Annotated in this window: 17 protein-coding genes; 8 read left to right on the forward strand and 9 right to left on the reverse strand. The window is 58.6% G+C overall.

The features are described 5' to 3' along the window. Positions 1 to 263 precede the first annotated feature (263 nt). The 4 genes from DOM58_RS14345 to DOM58_RS14360 all read left to right on the forward strand — a co-directional run bounded on the left by DOM58_RS14345 (position 264) and on the right by DOM58_RS14360 (position 4,112). Positions 264 to 1,274 (forward strand): TRAP transporter substrate-binding protein, encoded by a 1,011-nt coding sequence (locus DOM58_RS14345; protein ID WP_110693416.1) that lies wholly within the window; start codon positions 264 to 266, stop codon positions 1,272 to 1,274. A gap of 63 nt (positions 1,275 to 1,337) precedes the next feature. Beyond that, the gene (locus tag DOM58_RS14350; RefSeq protein WP_223162190.1) at positions 1,338 to 1,889 is read left to right on the forward strand and encodes a TRAP transporter small permease; all 552 of its coding nucleotides are present in this window, start codon (positions 1,338 to 1,340) and stop codon (positions 1,887 to 1,889) included. Beyond that, positions 1,886 to 3,166 carry a TRAP transporter large permease subunit gene (locus DOM58_RS14355; RefSeq protein WP_110693417.1) on the forward strand — a complete coding sequence of 427 codons (1,281 nt, stop codon included), beginning with the start codon at positions 1,886 to 1,888 and terminating at the stop codon, positions 3,164 to 3,166. Before DOM58_RS14350 ends, DOM58_RS14355 begins: the two co-directional genes overlap by 4 nt. A gap of 10 nt (positions 3,167 to 3,176) precedes the next feature. Then, complete coding sequence (locus tag DOM58_RS14360; protein WP_110693418.1) at positions 3,177 to 4,112, forward strand: amidohydrolase family protein; 936 nt, start codon at positions 3,177 to 3,179, stop codon at positions 4,110 to 4,112. Positions 4,113 to 4,171: 59 nt separating this feature from the next. Here the strand turns inward: DOM58_RS14360 and DOM58_RS14365 are convergent, their stop codons facing one another. Together DOM58_RS14365 and DOM58_RS14370 are read right to left on the reverse strand one after the other, a co-directional pair. Beyond that, positions 4,172 to 6,334, reverse strand: coding sequence for a prolyl oligopeptidase family serine peptidase (locus tag DOM58_RS14365; protein ID WP_110693419.1), 2,163 nt, complete (start codon positions 6,332 to 6,334; stop codon positions 4,172 to 4,174). Between the two features lie 123 nt (positions 6,335 to 6,457). Then, complete coding sequence (locus DOM58_RS14370) at positions 6,458 to 8,035, reverse strand: FMN-binding glutamate synthase family protein (RefSeq protein ID WP_110693420.1); 1,578 nt, start codon at positions 8,033 to 8,035, stop codon at positions 6,458 to 6,460. A gap of 160 nt (positions 8,036 to 8,195) precedes the next feature. Between DOM58_RS14370 and DOM58_RS14375 the strand changes: the two genes are divergently transcribed. The 3 genes from DOM58_RS14375 to DOM58_RS14385 all read left to right on the forward strand — a co-directional run bounded on the left by DOM58_RS14375 (position 8,196) and on the right by DOM58_RS14385 (position 11,702). Next, complete coding sequence (locus DOM58_RS14375) at positions 8,196 to 9,575, forward strand: GntP family permease (protein WP_110693421.1); 1,380 nt, start codon at positions 8,196 to 8,198, stop codon at positions 9,573 to 9,575. Between the two features lie 25 nt (positions 9,576 to 9,600). After that, positions 9,601 to 10,368: a glucose 1-dehydrogenase gene (locus DOM58_RS14380; protein ID WP_110693422.1), complete on the forward strand. Its 768-nt coding sequence runs from the start codon at positions 9,601 to 9,603 to the stop codon at positions 10,366 to 10,368. 200 nt (positions 10,369 to 10,568) lie between these two features. Further along, positions 10,569 to 11,702, forward strand: a complete 1,134-nt coding sequence (locus DOM58_RS14385) for an alkene reductase (RefSeq protein WP_110693423.1) — start codon at positions 10,569 to 10,571, stop codon at positions 11,700 to 11,702. Positions 11,703 to 11,849: 147 nt separating this feature from the next. Here DOM58_RS14385 and rph read toward each other — a convergent pair whose 3' ends face one another. Then, the gene (gene rph / locus DOM58_RS14390) at positions 11,850 to 12,572 is read right to left on the reverse strand and encodes a ribonuclease PH (RefSeq protein ID WP_110693424.1); all 723 of its coding nucleotides are present in this window, start codon (positions 12,570 to 12,572) and stop codon (positions 11,850 to 11,852) included. A 174-nt stretch (positions 12,573 to 12,746) separates the two neighbouring features. On the opposite strand from rph, the gene DOM58_RS14395 reads away from it, so the two are divergent. Further along, positions 12,747 to 13,610 (forward strand): YicC/YloC family endoribonuclease, encoded by an 864-nt coding sequence (locus tag DOM58_RS14395; protein ID WP_110693425.1) that lies wholly within the window; start codon positions 12,747 to 12,749, stop codon positions 13,608 to 13,610. A gap of 443 nt (positions 13,611 to 14,053) precedes the next feature. On the opposite strand, the gene DOM58_RS14405 is transcribed toward DOM58_RS14395, so the two are convergent. The 6 genes from DOM58_RS14405 to DOM58_RS14430 all read right to left on the reverse strand — a co-directional run bounded on the left by DOM58_RS14405 (position 14,054) and on the right by DOM58_RS14430 (position 25,015). Continuing rightward, positions 14,054 to 16,153, reverse strand: a complete 2,100-nt coding sequence (locus DOM58_RS14405) for a GmrSD restriction endonuclease domain-containing protein (protein ID WP_110693426.1) — start codon at positions 16,151 to 16,153, stop codon at positions 14,054 to 14,056. Positions 16,154 to 16,180: 27 nt separating this feature from the next. Next, a complete protein-coding gene (locus DOM58_RS14410) occupies positions 16,181 to 19,219 on the reverse strand; it encodes a type I restriction endonuclease subunit R (RefSeq protein ID WP_110693427.1) in 3,039 nt (1,012 codons plus the stop codon). A gap of 40 nt (positions 19,220 to 19,259) precedes the next feature. Beyond that, the gene (gene dinD / locus DOM58_RS14415; protein ID WP_110693428.1) at positions 19,260 to 20,126 is read right to left on the reverse strand and encodes a DNA damage-inducible protein D; all 867 of its coding nucleotides are present in this window, start codon (positions 20,124 to 20,126) and stop codon (positions 19,260 to 19,262) included. Further along, a complete protein-coding gene (locus tag DOM58_RS14420) occupies positions 20,119 to 21,474 on the reverse strand; it encodes a restriction endonuclease subunit S (protein WP_110693429.1) in 1,356 nt (451 codons plus the stop codon). Before DOM58_RS14420 ends, dinD begins: the two co-directional genes overlap by 8 nt. Next, positions 21,474 to 23,747, reverse strand: coding sequence for a type I restriction-modification system subunit M (locus tag DOM58_RS14425; RefSeq protein ID WP_110693430.1), 2,274 nt, complete (start codon positions 23,745 to 23,747; stop codon positions 21,474 to 21,476). Before DOM58_RS14425 ends, DOM58_RS14420 begins: the two co-directional genes overlap by 1 nt. A gap of 113 nt (positions 23,748 to 23,860) precedes the next feature. Further along, the gene (locus DOM58_RS14430; RefSeq protein ID WP_110693431.1) at positions 23,861 to 25,015 is read right to left on the reverse strand and encodes a Fic family protein; all 1,155 of its coding nucleotides are present in this window, start codon (positions 25,013 to 25,015) and stop codon (positions 23,861 to 23,863) included. Positions 25,016 to 25,281: the final 266 nt, after the last annotated feature.

Consider the following 25,281-nt stretch of genomic DNA (forward strand, 5'->3'; position numbering starts at 1 on the left):
TGTATACATTGATTCAATAGGCGCAATCTCCCTCTTGAAGAGCATCGACTGACTGGCTGGAGAAAGCCCCTGGCATCTGCGTTATTCGACTCGGCGGCCGTCTTCCAGCGCTCGATCATGGCGGGAAAGCGCTTTCGGGTTCGCAGCCGATCTCTTCTTCAAGGCACTGGTTTCAAGGTACTAGCCCTCGACCCAATGCCCTGGCGCGCTGATTTCCCATTGGTGTGCCAGCCAGAAGGATGTCTTCACTCGGAGATCGCCGCATGACCGCCCAGAACTCAACGTCGCACCCTTTTCTCGCTCGCCTGCTGGCTGCCGCGGTGCTCCTCGTGCCAATGGCTGGCGCCCACGCCGCTACCACGCTGAACTTCGCCCATACCCAGCCGGCGGCGGACGTTCAGAATATTGCCGCGGAACACTTTGCCAAGCTCGTCGACGAGCGCAGCAACGGTGACTTGAAAATTCGTGTCTTTCCCAGCGGCCAACTGGGCAGCGACACCGCGCTGGTATCCAGCGTGCGCGGCGGTCAGATCGATATCGTGCTGACCGGCAACCCCTACTACACCGGGCTGGTTGGCGAACTGAACGTGCTCGACCTGCCGTTTCTGTTCGACAACTACGCCCATGCCTACGCCGTGCTGGACGGCGAGATCGGCAAGTCGCTGCTCGCCAAGCTGGGTGAGCACGATCTCAAGGGGCTGGCGTTCTGGGAAATCGGCTTTCGCAACCTGACCAACTCCCGCCACCCGGTAAAGACCGCAGCCGATATCAAGGGGCTGAAACTGCGCACCACGCCCAACCCCGCGCATATCGCGGCCTTTGAAGCACTGGGAGCCAACCCGACACCAATGCCATTCACGGAGCTGTTCACGGCCCTGGAAACGCGCACGGTGGATGGTCAGGAGAATCCGATCAGCCTGATCCGCTCGGCCAAATTCTACGAGGTCCAAAAATACCTGTCGCTGACGGCACATGCTTACACCGCGGCACCACTGGTCATGAACAAGGCCAAGTTCGAGAGCCTGAGTCCGGAACAGCAGCAGATACTGGTGAAGGCGGCCATCGATTCCGCTCAATTCGAGCGCCAGGAAGCCGCCAAAAGCCTGTCGGGTGATCTCGAGTTTCTCAAGCAACAGGGCATGCAGATCGTCGAGGAGCCGGACCGTGCTTCGATGCGTGACATCGTCGAAGGCCCGGTGCAGGCCACTTTCGAGGAAAAATACGGCCCCGAGTTGATCGAGGCCATCAAAGCCGCGCGGCCTGAAACTCAGTAGATCGGCGCTGAGATTCCGGCTACAACCTTCGACCACTGATCGCGACTTCCGGGGAGGTCCGCCATGTCCAGACCGGCGCAAGCTACGGTTCGACCACCGCAGGGCTCGCTCCAGACGATGCTGTGCCGCCTGTCACGCCTTGCCGAGTCGACCCTCAATCTGCTCATGGTGCTGGCACTGGTGGCGATGATCGCGCTGGTGTTCACCAATGTCGTCCTGCGCTATGGCTTCAACAGCGGCATCTCGATCAGCGTCGAGTTGTCCCGGTTTTTGTTCGCGTGGGTCATTTTCCTCGGCACGGTCGTGGGCCTGATGCGGCATGAACATCTCAGGGTGACGACTCTATCCGATCGCCTGCCGCAAAAACTGCAGGGTCTGCTGCAACGCCTGGTGACACTGGCGATGCTGGGGTGCTGCCTGATGCTGATCAAAGGCAGCTACGCCCAGACACGGCTCAACTGGAGCGATCTGTCACCGATCAGTGGCATTCCCGTCGGCGTTTTCTATCTTGCCGCACTGGTCGCCGGCGTCCTGATGGCGCTGATCCTGATATTACGATTGCTGATGCCGTTTTCTCTGCAGCCGATATCGCATCATCAGGAGATCGCGCCATGACGATCGGCCTGTTCCTCGCCTCGCTGCTGGCATCGATCGGCCTCAGCCTGCCGATTGCCTTCGCCCTACTCGTCAGCGCCGTGGTGCTGATGCTGCATCTGGGGCTGTTCGACTCTCAGATCCTGGCCCAGAACCTGGTCAACGGCGCCGACAGCTACACGCTGCTGGCGATCCCTTTCTTCCTGGTCGCCGGTGAGGTGATGTCGCGGGGTGGGCTATCGAAGCGCATCGTGCTGCTGGCGATGAGCATGGTCGGGCATCGCAAGGGCGGGCTGGGTTTCGTGGCCATCTTCGCTGCCATCGTCATGGCGAGTCTGTCCGGATCGGCCGTCGCCGATACCGCCGCGCTGGGTTCGATGCTGTTGCCGATGATGCGCCAAGCCGGTTATCCCCCGGGCCGCTCGGCCGGACTGATGGCAGCGGGAGGCATCATCGCGCCGATCATTCCGCCGTCGATTCCGCTGATCATCATCGGAGTGGCGGGCAGCATCTCGATCAGCAAGCTGTTCCTGGCCGGGATCGTGCCGGGGCTGATCATGGGTGTGACCCTGGTGCTGATGTGGCTGTTCATCACTCGCAAGGAGACGCTGGTGGTGGCCGCGAAGGCCACCGGTGCCGAGCGGCTGACCGCGCTGCGCAAGAGCTTCTGGGCCATGCTGCTGCCGGTGATCATCATCGGCGGTATCAAGACCGGGATCTTCACGCCCACCGAGGCCGGTGTGGTGGCGGCCGTCTACGCCATGCTGGTATCCACGCTGATCTATCGCGAGCTCAATCTCGTCGAGCTGTATGAGGTACTGGTACTGGCGGCGCGCAACACGGCCGTGGTGATGTTCCTGATCGCCGCGGCCAGCGTCGCCTCCTGGCTGATCAGCATCGCCCAGCTGCCGATGATGGTGGCGGATCTACTGTCCCCGCTGATCGATAGTCCGCGCCTTTTGATGCTGGCCATCATGGCCATCGTGTTGATCATTGGCATGGTGATGGATCTGACACCGACGATCCTGGTGCTGACCCCGATCCTGATGCCGGTCGTGCAGATCGCCGGTATCGACCCGGTCTACTTCGGCATCATGTTTGTGCTCAACTGCGCCATTGGCCTGATCACGCCGCCGGTGGGCAACGTGCTCAACGTCATCGCCAGCGTGGGGCAGCTCAAGTTCGAGAAGGCGGTCATGGGCGTGCTGCCCTTCGTCGTGGCCTACGTCGTGCTGTTGCTGCTGTTCGTGGCGTTCCCGCAGATCATCACCGTGCCGCTGTACTGGCTGGCAAACTGAGGTCATTCCGATGAACGAACAGGCCCTGATCGATAGCCATCACCACTTCTGGGCGCTGGACGGCAGCGTGAATTACCCCTGGCTCGAGGACGAGATCGACGCTCACTTCTTCCTCGGCGATTACGCGCGGATTCGTCAGCCGTTCCTGCCGGCGGATCTCCGCTCACAGATCCCTCCCGGCTATCGTTTGGCAGGCACCGTGCACTGCGAGGCCGAATCGATCCGGCAGGCGCCGGAGGTGGAAACCCGCTGGCTGACGCAGCTGGCCGAGGAACACGGGCTGCCCGTGGCGCTGGTCGGCTGGGCGGCGTTCGCCGACCCGGCCTGTGAATCCCAGCTTGAAGATCAGATGCGTTCGCCGCTGTTTCGCGGTGTGCGCGCCAAGCCGGTGACGGCAGCGAGACCGGATCAGTACGCCGCCACGCTCGGCGCATCGGGTTCACTGCAAGATGCCAACTGGACCCGCGGGCTACGACTGCTGGAGGAACGCGATCTGTGCTGGGATCTGCGCGTGCCGGCCTGGCATCTGGCGGATGCCGCCAGGGCGCTGGAAGCCACTCCGGACCTGCGCGTGATCCTCAACCATACCGGCCTGCCCTGGGATCGCAGCGAGCAGGGGCTGACGCGCTGGCGCGAGGGCATGCGTGCCATCGCCGCCAACCCCAACGTCGCGGTCAAGCTTTCGGAACTGGGGAGCCCCATGGCCGCCTGGGACGAGCAGCAGAACATCGCGGTGCTCGCCGAAACGATCGGCATCTTCGGTGCCGAGCGCTGCCTGTTTGCCAGCAATTTTCCGGTGACCGGACTCAATGTCAGCTATGCGACCTGGCTGGGCATGGTCGAGCAGGCGATCGCCGATGCCGCGCCGGACGCGCGCCAGGCGATCCTGCACGACAACGCCGTCCACTGGTATCGCCTTGGCGTACAGGAAAAGACCGCCGGCTAGCTCACGAAGCCCTGAAATCCTGAAGCCCTGAAGCCCTGAAGCCCTGAAGCCGAAATGTCTCAGCCGGCGTCGGGGGCCGCGCTCAACCGATCCCACAGGAAGCGCCACGCCAGGGCGCTCAGCTTCGCCCGCTGGGCATTGTCCGCCGCGCCGCCGTGGCCGCCTTCGGTGTTCTCGTAGTAATAGACGTCGCCGGCGTTCATCGCTTCCATCTTCGCCATCATCTTGCGGGCGTGGCCGGGGTGAACCCGATCGTCGCGGGTCGAGGTGGTGAACAGCACCGACGGATAGTCCACGCCCTCGCGCAGGTTGTGGTACGGCGAGTAGTCCTTGAGGAAAGCTTCCCAATCGGCGCTGTCCGGGTCTCCGTACTCTGCCATCCACGAGGCACCCGCCAGCAGCTGGTGATAACGCTGCATGTCGAGCAGCGGCACCTCGCACACCGCCGCAGCGAAGTGATCCGGATAGCGCGTGATCATGTTGCCGACCAGCAGACCGCCGTTGGAACCGCCCTGGATGCCGAGCCGTTGCGGGGTGGTGATGCCGGTGGCGACCAGATCTTCGGCGACGGCGGCGAAATCCTCGAACGCCTTGTGGCGCTCCCCCTTGAGCGCGGCGCGATGCCAGCGCGGGCCATACTCGCCGCCGCCGCGAATGTTGGCGACCACGTAGGCGCCGCCACGGGTGAGCCAGCTGCGCCCGGCCCCGGCAATGTAGTGCGGCGTCAGCGAAATCTCGAAGCCGCCGTAGCCGTAGAGCAGCGTCGGCAGCGGCTGGGGCGGTTTTCCCGCTTCCATGCCGGCCGGCAGCACCAGAAAGTAGGGAATCTGCGTGCCGTCGGCGCTGGTGGAAAAACGCTGCGTCACCTGCATGCCGTCGGTCTCGAAGAAGCTCGGCGCCCGCTTGATCGTATCCGGCGCTCGATCCACCGCGGCGAGATCCATCCGCGCCAGCGTGGTGGGAGTGAGATAGTCGGTGACGATCAGGAAGACCTCGTCACTCTCTTCGTCATCGATGGCCGCGACGCCGATTTCACCGGCCGTCGGCAAACCCGGGATCGGGCGCGGTGACCAGTCGGCGCCCTGGCCGGGCGTCAGCACCTGCAGCCGATGTTTGACGTCTTCGAGAACGTCCAGCACCAGGTAGTTTAGGGTCCACTCGAACCCTTCTAGCGAGCGGTGCGCATCCGGCGTGAACAGCGTGGTGAAATTGCGTTCGCCACGCTTGAACGACGCGTAGTCGATCGCCAGTAGCGCGCCGCTTGGGAAGTTCAGATCGTTTTCTTCGAGCTGCCAGTCGTCGCGCAGATGCACCAGCAGCCATTCCCGATGCACCACCGCCTGCGCCGACAGCGGCACCTCGATGGGGAACGCCTCGCCGTCGGGCAGGAGTTCGATCAGACGCTGCTCGTAGAACGCCAGCGCGTGATGGATGAAATCGCGCTCGAAACCGCGAGTGCTGTCGTGAAACGCCAGCGCCATCAGGTCCTGTTCGGCGGCCTCGAAGATCGTCTCTGCCGCCGCCATCGGCTCGCCCCGGCGCCAGCGCTTGACTCGCCGTGGATAGCCGGAGGCCGTCAGCGAGTTGGCGTCGCCGAAATCGGTGTAGACGAACAGCGTGTCGCGGTCGATCCAGCTCATGCCGCCCTTGGCTTCTGGTCGCTCGAAGCCGGCTTCGCCGTTACCGTCGGCCCCAACCCAGCGCTTGGCGATCAGATCTAACTCGCGGGTTACGTCGGCGTCCGCGCCGCCGCGGGATAGCGACACCAGCGCCCGCTCCCAGGGGCCACCCGGCTTTTCCGGCTCGAGACAATCGGCGCCGTGCCAGACCCAGTTCTCGTTTTCCGAGGCATTGAGCGCATCGACATCGATCAGCACTTCCCACTCGGGCCGCGCCTGAAGATAGGATTCCCACCTGGTGCGACGCCACAGACCGCGCGGATGCTCGGCGTCCTGCCAGAAGTTGTAGTAGTGCTCGCCGCGCTTGACCACGAACGGAATGCGGTCGTCGGCGTCGAGAATCTCGCGCAGCCCCGTCTGTAACGTGGCGAAATCGGCGTCCTCGAAGCGCTCGAGCGTGCGTCGGTTGTGGCCTTCGACCCAGGCCAGCGCCTCGGCGCTGTCGACCGCTTCCAGCCAGCGATGAGGGTCGCCGCTGCCGGCCCCACCGGAAGCGGAATCGGAAGTGGCGGATTGATAGCGATAGGCGGGAAAAGGAAACATGCGGTGCCTCGATGACAGGGTCCGACGAAAGAGTGCGACGGACGAATGCGATAACAGAGTGATTGCCATCGAGGTTAGCACGTGGCGCCGCCGGTGCGAGTCGGGGCCGGAGCCCCGATCCGCCTAGAAGCGATCGACGGCCGCCGCTTGCCAGTGCTCGCGCCATTCCGGGGGAATCTCTTCACCCAGCAGTTGCGCCTCTTCGAGCGTCGGCAGCTCGAAATCGGCATAGCCGCGAGCCGGCGCGTAGGCGCTGCGGTGGCGAATATGATCCGGCGTCAGCTCGTCGAAATGCGACAACCCCATCGCCCCGGTCAACGCCGCGAAGCCGTCCAGCGTGGCCTTGTGGTAGCGGGCCACGCGCTCGGCTTTCTCCGGCACGTCGATCGCCCGCGAGCGCTTGGGATCCTGCGTCGTCACCCCGGTCGGGCACTTGTTGGTGTGGCAGCGCCGCGCCTGAATGCAGCCGACGGCGAACATGAACGGTCGCGCGGCGTTGCACATGTCGGCGCCCAGCGCGGTCTTGACCACCATGTCGTAACCCAGCGCCACCTTGCCGCTGGCAACCAGCCGGATCTTGTCGCGCAGGCCGACGCCACGCAGGGCGCTGTCTACGAACGGCAATGCCTCGTCGATGAACACGCCAAGACTGTCCGAGAACTCCTGCGGCGCCGCGCCGGTGCCGCCCTCGGCGCCATCGATGACGATGAAATCGATCAGGGTGCCGGTCTCGACCATCGCCTTGCAGATACTCAGAAATTCGCTGCGCCGGCCCAGACAGAGCTTGATCCCGACCGGCTTGCCGTCGCTGAGCTCGCGCAGGCGGACGACGAACGCCATCAGCTCGCGCGGGGTGGAAAACTCCGGATGCGACGATGGCGATGCGCAGTCCTTGCCTACTTCGATCTGACGCGTACTGGCGATCTCACGATTGACCTTGGCCCCTGGCAGCAGCCCGCCGTGAGAGGGCTTGGCGCCCTGGGAAATCTTGATCTCGACCATCTTGACCTGCTCGCTGCGCGCCTTGTCCCGAAACGTCTCGGCATCGAAGCGGCCGTTCTTCTGGCGGCAACCGAAATAGCCCGTGCCCAGCTCCCAGATCAGGTCGCCGCCGTGCTTTTCGTGGTAAGGGCTGATCGCGCCCTCACCGGTATCGTGGGCGAACCCGCCCTGGCTGGCGCCCAGGTTCATCGCCTCGACGGCATTGCCGGAGAGCGAGCCGAAGCTCATCGCCGAAATATTCAACCGCGAGGAGGAGTAGGGGCGCGAACACTGCGGCCCGCCGATGACGATCCGGCGTGCCTCGTCCGGCACGCTGCCGGGCTGGATAGAGTGATACGAAAAATTGTACCCGGGCGCGCCGACATCGCGAATGGTGCCGAACGGCGAGGTATCCCCGCTACCGTCGGCCCGGGCGTTGATCAGGTTGCGCTGCTCGCGGGAGAACGGGCGACCGCTGGTTTCGGACTCGAAGAAGTACTGACGTAGCTCCGGGCGCACGAACTCGAGCAGATAGCGCAGATGGCCGATCAGCGGATAGTTGTAGAGCACGTTGTGCGGGGAGCGCAGATCCCGCCAACCGATCAGGGCCAGTGGCACCCAGAGAATGAGTAGCCACAGGAAAGCGTGCCAGAAGACGCCGATGACCAGAGTGGCCGCGATCAGCGCGGCCGTCAGCAGATAAAAAAATTGGCGATACATGATGGGCTGTCCGACGATGAGGGGTGACCTTTCAAGTGTTGGATAAGCTCGAGGATTGTTCAAATCGGGTCCGTTTTCGCCAACCACCAATGTCGTATTTCTTGATATATCACACCGTGCCACCGTGGAACCGCACCGACCACTTCCAGGAGAGAGTCACATGGACGACTGGACACAAACCCTGACGGCAGGGCCACTGCTAGGCATCGCCGCTGCCGCGATCGCCCTGCTGCTGATTCTGATCATTCGCTTTCATCTACACGCGTTCCCGACGCTGGTGCTGGTCAGCCTGCTGACCGCGTTCGCCACCGGCATCCCCGCCGGCGCTATCGTCGATACCATGACCGATAGTTTCGCCGGCACGCTGGGCTCGGTGGCACTGCTGGTCGGCTTCGGCGCGATGCTGGGCAAGCTGGTGGAGCACTCCGGTGGCGCTCAGGTGCTGTCCGAGAAGATGGTCTCGCTGTTCGGCGAGGCCCGCGCGCCCTTCGCGCTGGGTATCGCCTCGCTGATCATGGGCTTTCCGATCTTCTTCGACGCCGGCCTGATCGTGATGCTGCCGATCATCTTCGCGGTGGCCAAGCGACTGGGCGGCCCGGTGCTGCTCTACGCCCTGCCGGCAGCGGCGGCGTTTTCGGTGATGCACGTGTTCGTGCCGCCGCACCCCGGCCCGGTCACCGCCACCGAGCTCTACGGTGCCAATCTGGGTCTGGTGCTGCTGGTGGGGATCATCATCGCCTTTCCGATGTGGTATCTCTCGGGTTATCTGTGGGGGCGCTTCGCCGCCAGCCGTTTCGACTTCAAGCTGGAAGTGAGCCTGTTCGGTGGCCAGGACGACGACGAGATCGAGAATCCGCCCACCGTGGGCACGGTCATTGCGCTGCTGCTGTTGCCGCTGGCGCTGATCTTCCTCAACACCGGGCTCGACTTCGCCCGCGCCGCCGGCGTGGCCGACAGCGACGCCACCTGGTTCCAGTTCCTCTCCTCGCTGGGCGAGACACCGATCGCACTGCTGATCTCGGTGCTGGTAGCGATCTTCGTGCTGGGCAGCCGCCGGGGTGAAGGCGGCAGCGCACTGGAGAAGATCGTCGACTCCTCGCTGGGCCCGATCTGCTCGGTGATCCTGATCACCGGCGCCGGCGGCATGTTCGGCGGCGTGTTGCAGGCTTCCGGCATCGGCGATGCGCTGTCCGATTCGATGAGCGATCTGGGCCTGCCGGTGATCGCCGCCGCCTATCTGGTCGCCGTGGTCATGCGTCTGGCGCAGGGTTCCGCCACCGTGGCGCTGGTCACCGCCGCCGGGCTGATGGCACCGGCCGTTGCCGGTGGCGACTTTTCCGCCATGCAGGTCGTCGCGATCACGCTGGCCACCGCCGCCGGCTCGGTGTTCGCCGGCCACGTCAACGACTCCGGCTTCTGGCTGGTGGGTCGTCTGCTGGGCATGGACGTCAAAACCACGCTGATGACCTGGACCGTGCAGCAGGCGCTGGAATCCGTGGTCGGGTTCGTGCTGGCCTGCGCCGTCTATCTGATCTTCTAGAGCACTCACCGATACGAGGACAACGATGACCAATCTATTCGATATTCAAGGTCGCCTGGCACTGATCACCGGTTCCACCCGCGGACTGGGCAACACGCTGGCCCGCGGGCTGGCCGAACAGGGCGCCCGCGTGATCGTCCACGGACGCAGCCAGGAAGCGGCCGAGGAAGCCGCCCGGAAACTGGCATCAGACACCGGCGCCACGGTCGACGCCGTGGCTTTCGACGTGACCGATGCCGAGGCGGTGAAAGCGGCCATCGACCCGCTGATCGAACGCCTCGGCGTGCCGGACATCCTGGTCAACAACGCCGGGCTGCAGAAACGCGGCCCGTTCAACGACTTCGACCCCGCCGACTGGGACGCCGTCATCGCCACCAATCTCTCCAGTGCTTTCTATGTATCGAAGGCGGTGAGCCCGGCGATGTCGGAACGTGGCAGCGGCAAGATCGTCAATATCGGCTCGGTGCAGTCGAAACTCGCCCGGGAAACCATCGTGCCCTACGCCGCGTCCAAGGGCGGCGTGGCGCTGCTGACTCAGGGCATGGCCGCCGACCTGGCGCGCTACGGCATCCAGGTCAACTGTCTCTCCCCCGGCTACTTCCAGACCGACATGAACCAGGCGCTGTGGCAGGACGCCGACTTCAACGCCTGGATCGAGAAGCGCACCCCGGCGCAGCGCTGGGGTCAGGTCGAGGAGCTGGTCGGCACGCTGGTCTATCTCTGCTCCGGCGCGTCGAATTTCGTCTCCGGACAGAACGTGTCCGTCGATGGCGGGATGACGTCGGTGGTCTGAAAACGCCGCCACGCCAGCGAGCCAATGGCCTGATCTCGACAGTCGATAGTTTTGCTGCATCGACATAGTCGTCAGGATTCATTGTTGGTCGGCTAATCGTTTCCTAGACTTTGGTCTATTCGAGCGAGCCCGAGAGGGCTCGCCTTATTTTTGGCCTGACGTCATCGCGACCGAATGTCAGCGTAAAAGGAGTTGACGATATGACATCGCTATTCGAACCGTTCGATCTTGCCGGCACCCGCCTCAACAACCGCATCGTCATGGCGCCGATGACCCGCGCCCGCGCCAAGGGCGACGTGCCCGACGAAATGGGCGCGCTCTATTATCGCCAGCGTGCCAGCGCCGGGCTGATCGTCTCCGAAGGCAGCCCGATCTCCCGCGAGGGCCAGGGTTATCTGTTCAACCCGGGCATCTACGGCCCCGATCAGATCGCCGGCTGGAAGAAAGCGACCCAGGCCGTGCACGAGCGCGGCGGCGTGATCTTCTGCCAGACCTGGCACGTCGGCCGTGTCTCGCACACCTCGATCCAGCAGAACGGTGCCGCACCGATCAGCAGTAGCGCCAAGCAGGGCGGCATGGCATTCGGCTACAACGAAGACGGTCAGCCGGACATGCTGGCGGCCACCACGCCCCGCGCCGCGACCACCGAGGAGTGCCGTCGGCTGGTGGGCGACTTCGCCCAAGCCGCGCTGAATGCGCGCAACGCCGGCTTCGACGGCGTCGAGCTTCACGGCGCCAACGGCTATCTGCTCGAGCAGTTCGTCAACGGCGGTCTCAATGATCGGACCGATGAGTACGGCGGCTCGCGCGAGAACCGCTGCCGCCTGCTGCTGGAAGCGATCGACGCTTCCATCGCACTGATCGGCGAAAACCGTGTCGGCGTGCGCCTGACGCCCTACGGCACCCTGTTCGATATGCCGATCTACGACGACATTGAAGGCACCTATCTCTACCTGGCCGAGGAGCTGAGCAAGCGCAACCTGGCTTATGTGCACCTCATGGATCAGGGCGCCCAGGGTCAGGACGGCCTGCCGCGCGAGTTCCTGCGCCAGTTCCGCGATGCCTATCGCGGCACGCTGCTGTTCGCCGGCAACCTCGACAAGGCCGAAGCGCAGAAGCTGGTCGACGACGGCACCATCGACCTGCCGGTCTTCGGCCGCCACTTCACCTCCAATCCGGATCTGGTCGAGCGCCTGCAGAACGACTGGCCGCTGGCCGAGTTCGATCCGGATACCTTCTACGGTGGCGATGCGCGTGGCTATGTCGACTTCCCCACCTACGAGGAAGAGCAGGCGCGCCTGGCACGCGAGAAGATGATCGAAGAGAAGTCCTGATCCCGCTCGCGGATCGCGCTGACGATCGTTCGAGACTGTTGTTCAGGACGATCGTGCAAGACGAGAAACGCCCCGATCTCAGGATCGGGGCGTTTTTTCATGGGCGCTCACTGACCAGGCGAGCCGCTGGTCATGGCCGGTTCTCGCCTAGCGACGAATACCCAGCGCTTCGTGCTGCTTGGCGAACAGCGCCTGACAGCCGCTCTCGGCCAAATCGAGCATGCCGTTGAGCTCGGCGCGGGAGAACGCTTCGGCTTCCGCCGTGCCCTGCACCTCGATCAGCTTGCCGTCTTCGGTCATCACCACGTTCATATCGGTATCCGCGGCGCTGTCTTCCGGGTAGTCCAGATCGAGCACCGGCGTGCCCTTGTAGACGCCCACCGAGATCGAGCTGACCAGCTGACGGAACGGATCGGTCTTGATCATCTTCTTGCGCTGCATGTACTGCAGCGCCTCGATCAGCGCCACGCAGGCACCGGTGATCGACGCCGTGCGCGTGCCGCCATCGGCCTGCAGCACGTCGCAGTCCACCGTGATGGTGTATTCGCCGAGCTTCTTCAGATCCACCGCCGCACGCAGGCTACGGCCGATCAGACGCTGGATTTCCAGCGTGCGCCCGCCCTGCTTGCCCCGCGCCGCCTCACGGCCGCTACGGGAATGGGTCGCGCGCGGCAGCATGCCGTACTCCGCCGTCACCCAGCCCTGGTTCTTGCCACGCAGCCAGCGCGGCACGCCGGCTTCGACGCTGGCGTTGCACAGCACCTGGGTATCCCCGAAGCTCACCAGCACCGAGCCTTCGGCGTGACGGGTAAAACCGCGGGTCAGCGTGACCTCACGGGGCTGATCGGGTTGTCGTCCACTCGGGCGCATGAAAGCCTCTCGATCCAAAACATCAATGACAGAAGCGCCACGCCTTCGACGCTTCACAGCAGGCCGGCCATTCTACACGGGTCAGCCGCACATTCACCGTGGGCAAGCGGCGGCCAACGTCTTCACGGATGGGTTACACTCGATCGATCAGCTCGACGATTCAAGGAATTCCCCATGCCCCATAGCATGACCGCGTTCTCGCGCCAGACCCGTGATGCCGACTGGGGCAGCCTGCAGCTCGAACTGCGCTCGGTGAATCAGCGCTACCTGGAGCCGCACTTCCGACTTCCCGATACCCTGCGCGATCTCGAACCGCACTTCCGCGAAGCGATGCGCCAGCGTCTCGCTCGCGGCAAGGTGGAGTGCTCGCTGCGCTTCGACCCTGTCGAGGGCAACGCCGCGCCCGGCATCAACGCCGATCAGCTCACCGCACTTTGCCAAGCTCTGGCCCAGGTTCGCGCCCAGCTGCCGGAAGCGCCGATGCCCAACGCCCTGGAGCTGCTCGCCCACCCCGGCGTGATGGCCACCCAGCGGCTGGACATCAATCAGGTCAAAGCCGCCGGCCTCGAACTGTTCGACGCCGCGCTGAAGGATCTGGAAACCGGCCGCGCCCGCGAAGGCGAGCGCCTGGCGGAACTGATTCGCGAGCGCCTGAGCGGAATTCGCCAACAGGTCAACCTGGTGCGCGAGCACCTGCCATTGATTCTCGAGCGCCAGCGCGCGCAGCTACTGGAACGTCTCGAAACCGCCAAGACCGAACTCGACCCGCAGCGTCTGGAAGCGGAAATGGTGATGATGGCGCACAAGGCCGACGTCGCCGAAGAGCTCGACCGGCTCGAAACCCACGTCACCGAAGTGGAGCGTCAGTTGAAGCAAAAGGGCCCGATCGGCCGGCGCCTCGACTTCCTGATGCAGGAACTCAACCGCGAAGCCAACACGCTTTCCTCCAAGGCCATCGTCGCCGACACCACTCGCTGCGCGGTGGAATTGAAGGTGCTGATCGAGCAGATGCGGGAACAGATTCAGAATTTGGAGTGAGTGATCAGACGCGAATCTCACGGGCTTAACTGGACGAACTTGTCGGGGACATTTATGAAGCCAAGGCTCGGCTGTCTCAACTCTTGGTGACGAGGGAAAAGTTCGTTATCGCCAAGGCCGGCAAGCCGATTGCCAAGGTCACGGTCATCGATAGCCCGGACGCCGGGCAGCAGAAGAAAATTGGCTTTATGAAAGGCCAGTTCAAGTTCCCGAAGACTTTGATCGTATGGGTCAGGATGACGTACCTGATATTTTCGGAGTTTGAGACGGACCTGCTACCAGATACTCACAAGCAGATTATAAGATGCCGTATAAAGCGACCTCACCAGCTAAAATTGATTTCATAATCAGGCATTAGTTAGATGGCCGGCCATCAATCAATTAACGTTAAAGCTAGGCACGGACGTCGCTGCTTAACTTAAGAATAAAAGCACCCTTCATAACTATTCGCTTGCACTACCCATCTGCTTTTCGAACGCCTGTCGAATGAGCCCCATTACATAGGCCAGCTCAGATTCCTCACTTAACCCTACTTCCACATCGCCATTTCCCCAACGTCCGAGGTTGGTCACGTCACGAGCCATCCCTTTCGGATCGCTCAATTCGTGAAACGGCATATTCAGAGACAGTCGCAAACGGGTCTTTTGCGGGACCACATCGACAAAGTTCGTCTCGGCTTTGAACGCTATATAGAGCTTGAGGATTTCTTCAGTGACGCTCGGGTCGAGCGCCAGGACTTCCTTTCGGAGCTGCTCAAATAAAGCGCGCATTGGGCTCTCGTCTGCCAGTTGAGGGTGATCCTCAAGGTTGTAGGCTTCTGGTTTGACGGCCACGTTGCGGTAAGTATCGAGGATCTCATCCGGCAATACCGGTGCCGCCCAAACCCGCACCGCTTCCTGGGCCAGCTTGGCGGCCCGATTCTTAATTGAGTCCTCATTCCATGCTTCTACAGCTCCCAAGCCCTCGTTGAGCCGTAGGGGGCTTTGTTTGAATCCGCCTTGCATATCGCGCTTCTCGATGAAAGCTCGGTCGCTGTACTCTGAGTTGTAGCCCGTAAGAGTCAGATTACCTAGCGTATGCAGCCAGGTTTCATGCACACGCTTCCATTCCGGACCTAGCTCATCCTTCCATCTAGCAGACAGATTCTCATTCTGCGGCATGATGTGTTCGATCGTGTATTCGTCGACCGGAACTCGTTCCTTGCGCTCGAAATTCTCCAATCGGCGTAACCAGTAGCTCCGGCTGCGGAAATTGTATAGATCGCGTACTGCCAGTTCCCTTTTGAACTCTTCGTCATTCGGGAAACGCCGGTATGACTTCAAACCGAGCAGGTGAGCCTTGACGCTCTCCAGGTAACGGTTCTTCTGCAATGATTTGTGAAAGGTCGCAAAGGTCTTGTTCAGCGAGTTTGTGGGGATGGCACAAACGGCACGACGGAACACATAAGCCTCGATCAGCCGAATAGCGCTATGGAAGTCATCTCGGGACAAATTGTCCTGTTGGTAATCATGGTAAAGCTCCAGCAGGAACGGATATGCTACGTCGACTTTGAGTTCCCGCAGATCCTTAAATGCCATTCCTAGCTGTTTATCAGTTTCTTTTCCCAATGCCATCGCACAAAAATATCGGGCGAAAGCATGTATTTCAGCAACCAATAAATCGACACCAGCACTCGCCACTTCGGCACGACGTGAATGCTGCTTGAAAGCTTCGTATACCTCATCTAACCGTGGAATTTCCCCGGTTTTAACCGTGAGGTAGTGGCGCATGAAGCTGTCAAAGTAAACGCCATAGCCTTCTTGCCCGAATTCCACCTCCATCGGACGCCAGTGGTCGCGATAGAGCCGAGTTTGATGCTCCGGCTCAAGTCCCATCAGCACATAGTTCCGGATCAGGTCAGCCTGGCTCAGAGCTTTACCTGTGGAATTCATGCTCTCAAAAATGAGTTGAGGATTATCCTGGTCTCGGCTCAGCGCAATATCAACGATGATGAGCTTTGAAATGCCTCGGCAGAGGGTTTCCAGCTCCCCGTTAAGCCGCTCAATTTGGCTGTTGAAGAACTCGAAGTTTTCCTGGATTCGAAGAGAACCGTCACCAGGTAACGGCTTCTGCGTGACCAACGCAAGAAGGCTCTCTTTGTCCGTCTGGGTCAATAGCAGTTTGTACGCTCGCTCACCGTCTTCCAACGGGTTAAGCAGGTAGTAATTGCGCAGCTTCTTAGCCGAAAACCCCTCCAGAGGTTCTGTGTCCCCAAGGTGTCGAGATACCGCCTCAAGAATCAGCATGGTGGTAGTCAGTCGCTGTTGCCCATCAATGACCAGCAATGGTGATTGACTGGACACCTGATAAAGCCCCTTCTCGATGTAGACCACCGAGCCAATGAAATGTGCTGATATACCATCGTTGGTACCGGCTCGCATAATGTCGTCCCACAGTTGGCGACATTGCTGTTCAGACCAGGAGTACGTTCTCTGGTAGATCGGAATGACAAATTGTGGCGACTTCTTGAGGAAGTCTAGCAACTTGGCTTCTGTAGCTTTCATAACGGACGTTATCCCTTTTTTGTTCTGTTACTGCGTTTCAACGCTGGTTTTGACCTGGTTATACACAGCCCGCATCAGGTACTGAGAAGCGATATTGCGGAAGGACTCGTCGTTCATCAGGCGTATGAAGATGTCTTCGTTGCCATCCATGCGCTCTACAAACAAGTTCTCAAGCTGCTTGTTAAATACCGGTTCGAAGTTCTCCAGGCTGTTGGCCATGACGGCCTGGCGAAGCTGCTCGTTGGCAACGGCGGTTTCCTTCACTTGGTCGAAGAACAGCTGATCCGCCGGGGTAAATTCAGTACCAAATCGCTCATTGAGCTTGTCGACCAGCGTCGATAACTGAACCTCTTCCTCTGCCTGGCCGGTGCCGACCTCTGTTGGGCCATACAAGGCTTCCGGCTCGCCTACTTTCAGGTCGATGGCTCCTTCACTGATTTTCTGAAGCCGGTAGTACTTCAGCTCTACCTCATCATCGACCTGCACTGTGCGTGTATCGGCGGTATAAGGCAGTTTGGTGAGCAGGAAGCGAGAATAGGTGTACAGCTTCTCGTGGTCCGAGTCTTGATAAGGAATAATCTGGGCAACGAAGCCGTACAGGTTAAGAAAGCTGACCAACTGCCCCTTGAACAGGGCTTGGTCTTCCTCGCTCAATTTCTTGAATCTTTCGACAGCCAAGTCAATCAGACTGTTCAGCTTCTTGTGCTCGCCGCCTGTTGGGTTCAGTCGGTTGCGGAACCAGATCTCGCACCAGGCGCTCACCTCACCCTCGGTGAAAATCTGCCAGGTGGACAGTGTGTGGGCCAGGTTGTTGAGCTGCTGAGGGTCGGTATCCTCTTCCTTGGTGGTCACCTCATAATAGGGTTTGAACGCTTTGTAGATTTCATCCGGCTCATTCACGAAGTCCAGGACAAAGGTATCTGTCTTGCCCCTGGCCGTTCGGTTAAGCCGTGACAGCGTTTGAACCGCCTGAATGCCTGACAGCTTCTTATCCACATACATGCTATGAAGCAGTGGCTGGTCAAAGCCGGTTTGGTATTTTTCAGCGACCAGTAACACCTGATATTCCTCGGTGTTGAATTTATCCGGTAGCTCAGACTCCTTGATGCCCTCGTTCATACCGACTTCGGTAAATGTCTTGTCAGCATATTCCTTGAGAGCGATCTCTCCCGAGAAGGCTACGAGGGACTTCACATCCGTATAGCCTTTAGATTTGATGTACTTGTCGAAGCCCAGCTTATAACGCACCGCATGTTCACGAGAGCTGGTCACAACCATGGCCTTTGCCCGGCCACCGATCTTGTGGCGGGTATGGGTGCGAAAGTGCTCAACGATCACCTCAACCTTCTGCGCTATCTCATAGTCGTGGAAGGAAACAAAACGAGCCAATGCACGCGCTGCCTTACGGCGCGGTACTTCAGGGTCATCCTCCACCTTCTGGATCAGCTTGTAATAACGCTTGTAGCAGGTGTAGTGGGCCAGCACGTCATGGATAAACCCCTCTTCAATGGCCTGCCGCATACTGTAGTGATGGAACGGAGCTTCGCCGTTTCGTCCCGGCTCGTTGAACACGGCCATGGTCTTGAACTTGGGGGTAGCGGTGAACGCGAAAAAGCTCAGGTTGGGCTGTTTGGCACGTTTGAGCTGCTCACGAATGAGCTCCTTTTTAGCCTCTTCGCTAAGGCTCTCGTCCTCCATGTCCAGCAACTGCTCAGCGATGGCTGACTCGATGCCATCCTTGTTCAGGATCTTCCGCAGCTCCATAGCCGTTTCGCCACTCTGCGAGCTGTGGGCCTCATCCACAATCACCGCGAAGCGTTTGCCTTCCGTCGAAATTGAGATGCCCTTGCCTTTTTGCTCCAACGTGCGGATGGCCTGACTGATGAAGGGGAATTTCTGGATAGTGGAAATGATGATCGGCACACCGTCAGCCAGCGCCTTGGCCAGTTGCTGAGTGTTCTCGTCGATCTTCTGTACAACGCCCAACTTGTGCTCGAACTGGAAGATGGTGTTCTGCAACTGTTGGTCGAGTACCCGGCGGTCAGTAATCACCACCACGGAATGGAATACCTTCTCGTTGTCAGCATCGTGCAGACTGGACAAACGATGAGCCAACCAGGCAATAGAGTTGGATTTACCGGAACCCGCAGAGTGCTGTACCAGATAGTTGTGGCCGGAGCCCTTGGCTTTTGCGTGCTGGGTCAGAGACCTTACGGCATCCAGTTGGTGATACCGGGGGAAAATCAGCGTTTCCTTGCGGTGGCGCTTGATTCCCTTTTCGGTCACGACCGTTTTATCCTCAACCTGAAGGTGCAGAAAACGGGCGAGGATATCCATCAGGCTGTCCCGCTCCAGCACCTCTTCCCAGAGGTAGGCGGTACGAACATCACCTTCCATGGGCGGGTTGCCAGCGCCGTGATTAAAACCCCGGTTGAAAGGCAGGAAAAAGGTATCCTTACCCTCCAGATGGGTCGTCATAAACGCTTGCTCGGTATCTACTGCAAAATGCACCAGGCAGCGATTCTTGAAGGCAAACAGCGGGTCTTTGGGGTTCCGTTCGAAGCGGTACTGGGACTTGGCATTTTCTACCGTCCATCCAGTCGCCGACATGGCATTCTTCAGCTCCAATGTGGCAACTGGGAGGCCGTTCACAGCCAGCACCATGTCAGGAATTGCGCCCGTCTTGGTATGTACCTGACGAACCACGGTAAGCCTGTTCGCGGCGTAGCGTGCAGCCGCGCCTGTATCAATACTGGTATTGGGAGCAAAATAAGCCAGCTTCACCGACTTGCCGACGCACTTGAAACCCTCGCACAGCACGGTCAGGGCGCCTTTTGCGGCCAATTCCTTGGTTAGGGCATCAAGGAGCATGCTCTCGGCCTTGCTCGCATCCAGATTGTTCAACCGCTCCCAGATCTTGGGTTGTGTCTTCTGCACAAAGCTCACGACATCCGCCGGGAACAAGGCTATTTCAGCATCGAAACTGGTGGGATCTCCCTTTTGATAGCCACTCAGGGTGATCAGCGCCTGCTCTATGGCGTTCTCAAAGTCGATTTCTTTGTGCATAACCTATGTTCCTTTTTAAAACGTGGCTGGGTTTCAGCGACTACTCTTGGTCAGAATCGTCGTTCTGCTGCTTTCCCAGCTTCTTCTGCGCGTTTTCTACTTGTTTGACGCTTTTATCCGGCGTGGGCAGGTTTTCTGGCATAGTGCCGCCCAGTTCGCCAATGGTTTGCCGAACCTTCTGGCCTACCTCGAAATGGGTTTTGTTGGCGTTCTGCTTACCCTGAATGTTGTCCCGTCGAAGCTTCTCTTCTGCCTGTGTAGCACGGAACAGATTGGCAGCGAGCTCTGTGCTCCCCATGTAGTCCAGAATCTTGTGGCTCTTCTTGAGCCCTTTTCTGGCATGTAAGTCCTTGGCGCCCAGCCCCCCGTATAGCCCTTTGTAGCCATGATCCTGAAAAATGGCGTAATCCAATGGGGTCTCCACGCCAGCATCCTGGGCAGCCGCCGCCAGGTACTTGTTGTGGGCAATAAGCTCCTTACGGATTGCCAGGCGCTTCTCATCCTCGGAGAGGGATGTGAACTGCTCGCTGTCCTCCAGCTCCTGTCGGCGTGTCTGGATAGCAAAGTAGGTCTGGCCGTTGGCGATGACCGGCTTCGTAGGGTCGCCGTTCTGGACGATCAGGTAACAGGCATACCGCGAAAGATGTACATCCGGGACCTCACGTTGCGCTCCAGAGCCAATACCAACCATTTTGCGCACGTCCGCAAAATGGTCTGCAACGACGTTCCCGGATCTTTCACAGGCATGTTTGGCCTTATCAATAACCGGGACAAAATTCCGCCACTGCGGGTATTCCAGCAGAGGTGCCAGCTCCCTGGCTGACCAGAACTCGTTGCCATGCTCATCCTCTCTGCGGATGCCTTCAAAGCTCTCGTGGTGAGTATTGGTGGACGGCGTATCAGCCATGGGCAACCTCCCTTTGCTCAGTGGTTGTGGGTATGCAGAAGTCCCGCACGTCAATTTTGCCGGTGACTGCGTTGGTGATCAGGGCAGAGCGGTATTCCTGCAACCTTTCAATGACTGCCTTTGTTTTTTCTTCTTGAAGTGAAATCCTATCGCTTTTTTCCGTCAGTACCTTAACGATAGCTCTTTGCTCGTCAATTTCTGGAAGCACGAACTGGTAGGATTTAACGGACGCTTGGGGAATGTTATTTGCTAAACCATCAGCACCGCTTACCGATAACTCAATTTGTTCCCGGATATACTTTGATTTCATTGCAAAAACAAAAAAATCCGGATCAATTAAGTTTTCATTGAGCGAAATCCGGTACGTTTTATCAGAAAAAATGAGATTAGGCCTGCAAGATCTTACTCTTGCGACTGAGCCGATGAGATGCTTTGAGCCGCTGGCTCGACACATCAAAATGTTGCCAGGCTTTACTTCCAGAGACTCAATAGGTGTCAGTGATGCTGGTAGAGTCTTATGCTGTCGTTCGTCAAATATCCCATGGTTGACACAACCCGATTTCAAAACTCCCCATTCGTCCTTAGATGCTTCACGAGCTTCACAAGAAGGACTCCAACCCTGCTCAAAACGCATTATAAGACGAACAAGCAGAACTCTCTGCCAATGGCCTGGAATCTCTCCCAACCAATCAACACCCGAATCATTCATCGGTACCGACGGGTCTAGTCCTTTGGTGACCGCCTGACTGATTAAAGCCGTACGTTGCTCAGCAAGCTTGTCCAAAAGAGACTGCTTTTTGGCAATCAGTGCATCAATCTGAGCAGTTTTGTGATCAAGGAAGTTAACTATTGCTTGCTGTTCTTGACTAGAAGGAATTAGTAGGGGCAAGTTGCCTATATAATCCCAACTCGCTCTTGGCATTTTACTGCCATAGGTTGATGAATCTACGGTGTTTATAAAATCTCTGGAGAGTAGGTAATATTTCAGATATGAGGAGCTTATAAATCTGGAAGGCCTGATAACCAAGGCCTCGCTGGATACTAATCCAGGGGTATCTGCCAAATGAACCTTTGCAAGATAAGGTCTTAACTTTCCAAACAGTATGTCTCCGCTCGCATACGCCGAAGCTAATCCCTCACTTTGAGAGATTTCGCCATCAACTTTTTTCCCAGTCCAGGACTCAATATGCTCTAACCCGATATAGGAAAGGCCAGATTCCCCGACTGGTTGTTTTTGATTAATCAGCTTCACCACAAATTTCAGTCTTTTTTTATTCCAGTGCGATGGAATCTTTTGTAACCAAGGTACATTGGAATCGCAAAGATCTGAATATACTGAAAGCTGCATCAAACCACCTCCGCCAACATAGCAACTACTTCCCGCTCCAGCTGACTAATCTCATCAGCGATCTCTTCCAGCGGACGTGGTGGCTCATAGACATAAAAATGACGATTCAGCGGTATCTCGTAACCAACTTTGGTTTTGCTATGGTCAATCCAGGCGTCAGGTACATGGGGTAATACTTCAGCTGCCAGGTACGCCTCGCAATGATCTTTTACCAAGGCTAACAGCTGGTCATGACCGGTTTCGTTGTCGTATTTCAGTGGCAAAGGCAAGCTGATATCGGCAGGTAAAACCACATTTTCGGTATCGCGCAGTTCCGGGTCTGGCTCTGGATTGCCCCTTTTGTCACGACAAATGTCGGCCTGTGGGTCTCGTTCTGACAGCGCGGTCAGTATCGCTTTCTTAACCGGAGCACCCACCTTGAGGGCAGCCTTTTTCAAAGCCTTATTCAACACGGCTTCGAATTCATCTCGATTCCGGTAAAGGATGTTGCCATCCAGCTCTTCCAGCAGGTTCTTGATAGCGGCCTGAGTCTGTTTGCCTATGGCAATTTCAGCTTGGTACGCCGCTTGATCCTTACGCTTTTTACTGGTGGCCAGGTTAGCAAAGGCCCGCTGCTCCTCTAGGCGAGCAACTCTGTGCGGGCTGGTCTGAAAATTCAGCCTTAACGGGCGTTCTATCGTAATTTTCAGATAGCCAAATTCACGGTTATCAAAGATCTTGCTGACGATACGGGTTTCGGTCTCGGTCGATCTTGATGATCCTTTGGTATGTACCGGCACGACAGAGGTCGCATCATGCTGATGTTCGGCGTAGAGGCGCACTAACTCGCGAATATGATCCTCGGCCAGCTCATGTCGCTTCTTACCAAGACTTTTGTCCATCTTTTTGTAATGGCGGGTGCCGTCGATTAGCTGCACTTTGCCTTGGCGGTGTTTCGGCTTGCGGTTACTCACAATCCAGACGTAGGTATAGATGCCGGTGTTGTAGAACATCTGGTCTGGCAGAGCAATAATCGCATCTAGCAGATCATTTTCGATGATCCAACGTCTTATATTTGACTCTCTAGCTTTAGATGTAGGAGAGCTTGCGTCTCCGCTGAACAAAGGGGAGCCATTAAAAACAACTGCTATTTTAGAACCATCTCCACCAGCATTTATTCCGTCTACTATTACCGGCGGCTTATGCATCTTAGAAATCATATGTTGAAGGAATAGAAGCGAGCCATCATCAATACTTGGTAACCCAGCACCAAAACGGCCTGAAAACCCTTGTGCGGAGTATTCTTCACGCACGAAATCTTCTTCCGGCTTCCACTCGACACCAAAAGGTGGGTTGGAAAACATGTAGTGGAATTTCTTCTCCTGGTGGCCATCGTGAGCTACGAAGCCGTTGTTTTTGTTCTTGGCGTCTTTCACGCCCAGCGTGTCCCCATAGATGAGGTTGTCGATGGGTTCGTCTTTGATCAGGAGGTCTGAGCAACAAATGGCGTAGGATTCCGGATTGTACTCCTGGCCGAACAGCTCGATGTGGGCATCGGGGTTCAATCCTTCATGGGTACCGTCACCGCAAATGTACTTTTCAGCTTCCGAGAGCATGCCACCGGTACCGGCGGTGGGGTCGTAGATACTCCGGTAAATGCCTGGGGCGAAGATGCCTTCTTCATCGGTAAACAACAACTGCACCATCAACCGGATGACTTCGCGGGGAGTAAAGTGGTCCCCAGCCTCTTCATTGGCCTGTTCATTAAACTTTCTGACCAGCTCTTCAAACAGATAGCCCATCTGTAGGTTGCTGAGGGTCTTGGGCGAGAGGTCAATCTCGTTGCTACAGAACTCTTTGAGAACCAGGAAAAGGCGGTTGGCCTCGTCCAGTTTGGCGATCTCAGCCTCGAAATCGAACTTGTCAAAGATGTCCCGAGCGCGGGGTGAGAAACCCTGGATGTAGGCAATCATGTTGCCCGCAATGTTCGGCGGATCAGCCAGCAGCTTATCGAAGGTGAAGCCGCTGGTATTGAACAGTTCCTGTTTGCGGCCACTGGTGGCAATGCGTGAAAGCGCCTTTTCCAGTGCAGGGCCGGTTATGCCGCGGGCTTCCAGGCGTTCCTTCTCAGCCAGCACCTTTTTCTGGTTTTCCGCCAATACCAGGTCAAACCGACGCAAGACGATCATTGGTAGCATTACCCGCCGGTACTGGGGTGGCCGATACGGGCCTCGCAGCTTGTTAGCGATGTTCCAGATGAAGCCGACAAGGTTTTGATGATGGTTTTGTTGCATGCTGTTCTCGCTATTTAATAGTTACCGCTGCCTTGCCATGCGTGTCGACATAGCCAGGTGCCAGGACAGCGTTAGCGCAATGTTCAAGAATGTTGTGGTCGAGAGGATTGTCTCTAGCCAAGATTTAATCGATCAATATAGGCACTGTAAGCAAACACCCGATTTCGCTTCTGCCCAGTCAGTTCCTGCACGATGCCAAGCTGGGTCCCCAGCGCTTCCAGAGTTTTCCCAATCGTCGCTTGGGTCAGGCCCGTCTCTTGCCGCAGCGTGGCGATATTGGCAATCGGGTGGTGGAACAGTGCCTCCAACACTTGTGTCGCCGAGCCGGATAGGCGGCCGAGCTCCGCCAGGCGCGCCTTGTCCCGGGCCAGTAGCGCATTGAGCGCCTGCGCCGTGGCAACGGCATGGTTGGCGGTATCGGCGATGGCATCGACGAAAAAGAGCAACCAGCTTTCCCAATCGCCGGTCAGGCGCACGTTCTGGAGGTGCTCGTAATAGACCTGCCGGTGGCGTTTGAAGAACACAGAAAGGTAGAGCAGCGGCTCCGTCAGAATGCCTGCCTGCACCAGAATCAGCGGAATCAACAAGCGCCCGAGCCGGCCATTGCCATCCATGAACGGGTGAATGGTTTCGAACTGCACGTGTGCCAGGGCGGCCTTGATTACCGGCTCGGTCGCTGTCGGCTCGTCGTTGAGAAAGCGCTCGAAGGCACTCCAGCAGTCGGCGAGACGGTTGGCCGGGGGCGGCACGAAAGCGGCTTCGTCGGCACGGTGCCCGCCGATCCAGACCTGGTTCTGGCGAAATTCACCCGGGCGGCGATGCGTGCCGCGCCCGTGGGTCATCAGGGCGTCGTGTAGCTCACGCACGAGCCGGATCGTGATCGGCTGCCCTTCGCGAATGCGCTGAACGCCCAGGTTGAGCGCCCGCACGTAGCAGGAGACCTCCTGCACGTCATCCATCGGGACACCGGGAATGCCGTCCATCTCATAGATCATGAGATCGCTGAGCGACGACTGCGTGCCCTCGATCTGCGAGGACATCACCGCTTCCTTACGTACATAGCTGTAGAGAAACAGCTGCGCGTCGGGCAGCAGCATCGAGATGCCATCGAGCCGCCCCAGGGCGATATGGGCGGCGGACAGCCGACGCTGCAGCTTGTCATCCAGTGACAGCGCGGGCTCGGGGGGCAGTGGCGCCGGGATGAACGCCTGGCAACTGATACCACCGGCGATGCTGGGGGTGTATTGGCCGGTCAGCCCACGATGCATGGGCGCTCCTCGCGGAAGTTAAAATTGGCGATGCCACTATTTCATTTTTATCCATAATTTGAAATAGAGGCGCCTTTAATTTTAACCTCCTTTCATTGCCGCGACTGGCTGGGGAGCCCACTGCCGCATCGACGACCTGATGGCCATCGCCGGCTCGCCATTCGGGCTGCGCTGGCGGCTTGCCTTACCAGACCGGGTAAACGAAGAGGCAGTGACCCAGCGTCACTGCCTCTTTTTACGCTAGCGACCGCGACCGGAGACCTCGA

Source organism: Salinicola halophyticus, assembly GCF_003206695.1.
Taxonomy (GTDB): domain Bacteria; phylum Pseudomonadota; class Gammaproteobacteria; order Pseudomonadales; family Halomonadaceae; genus Salinicola; species Salinicola halophyticus.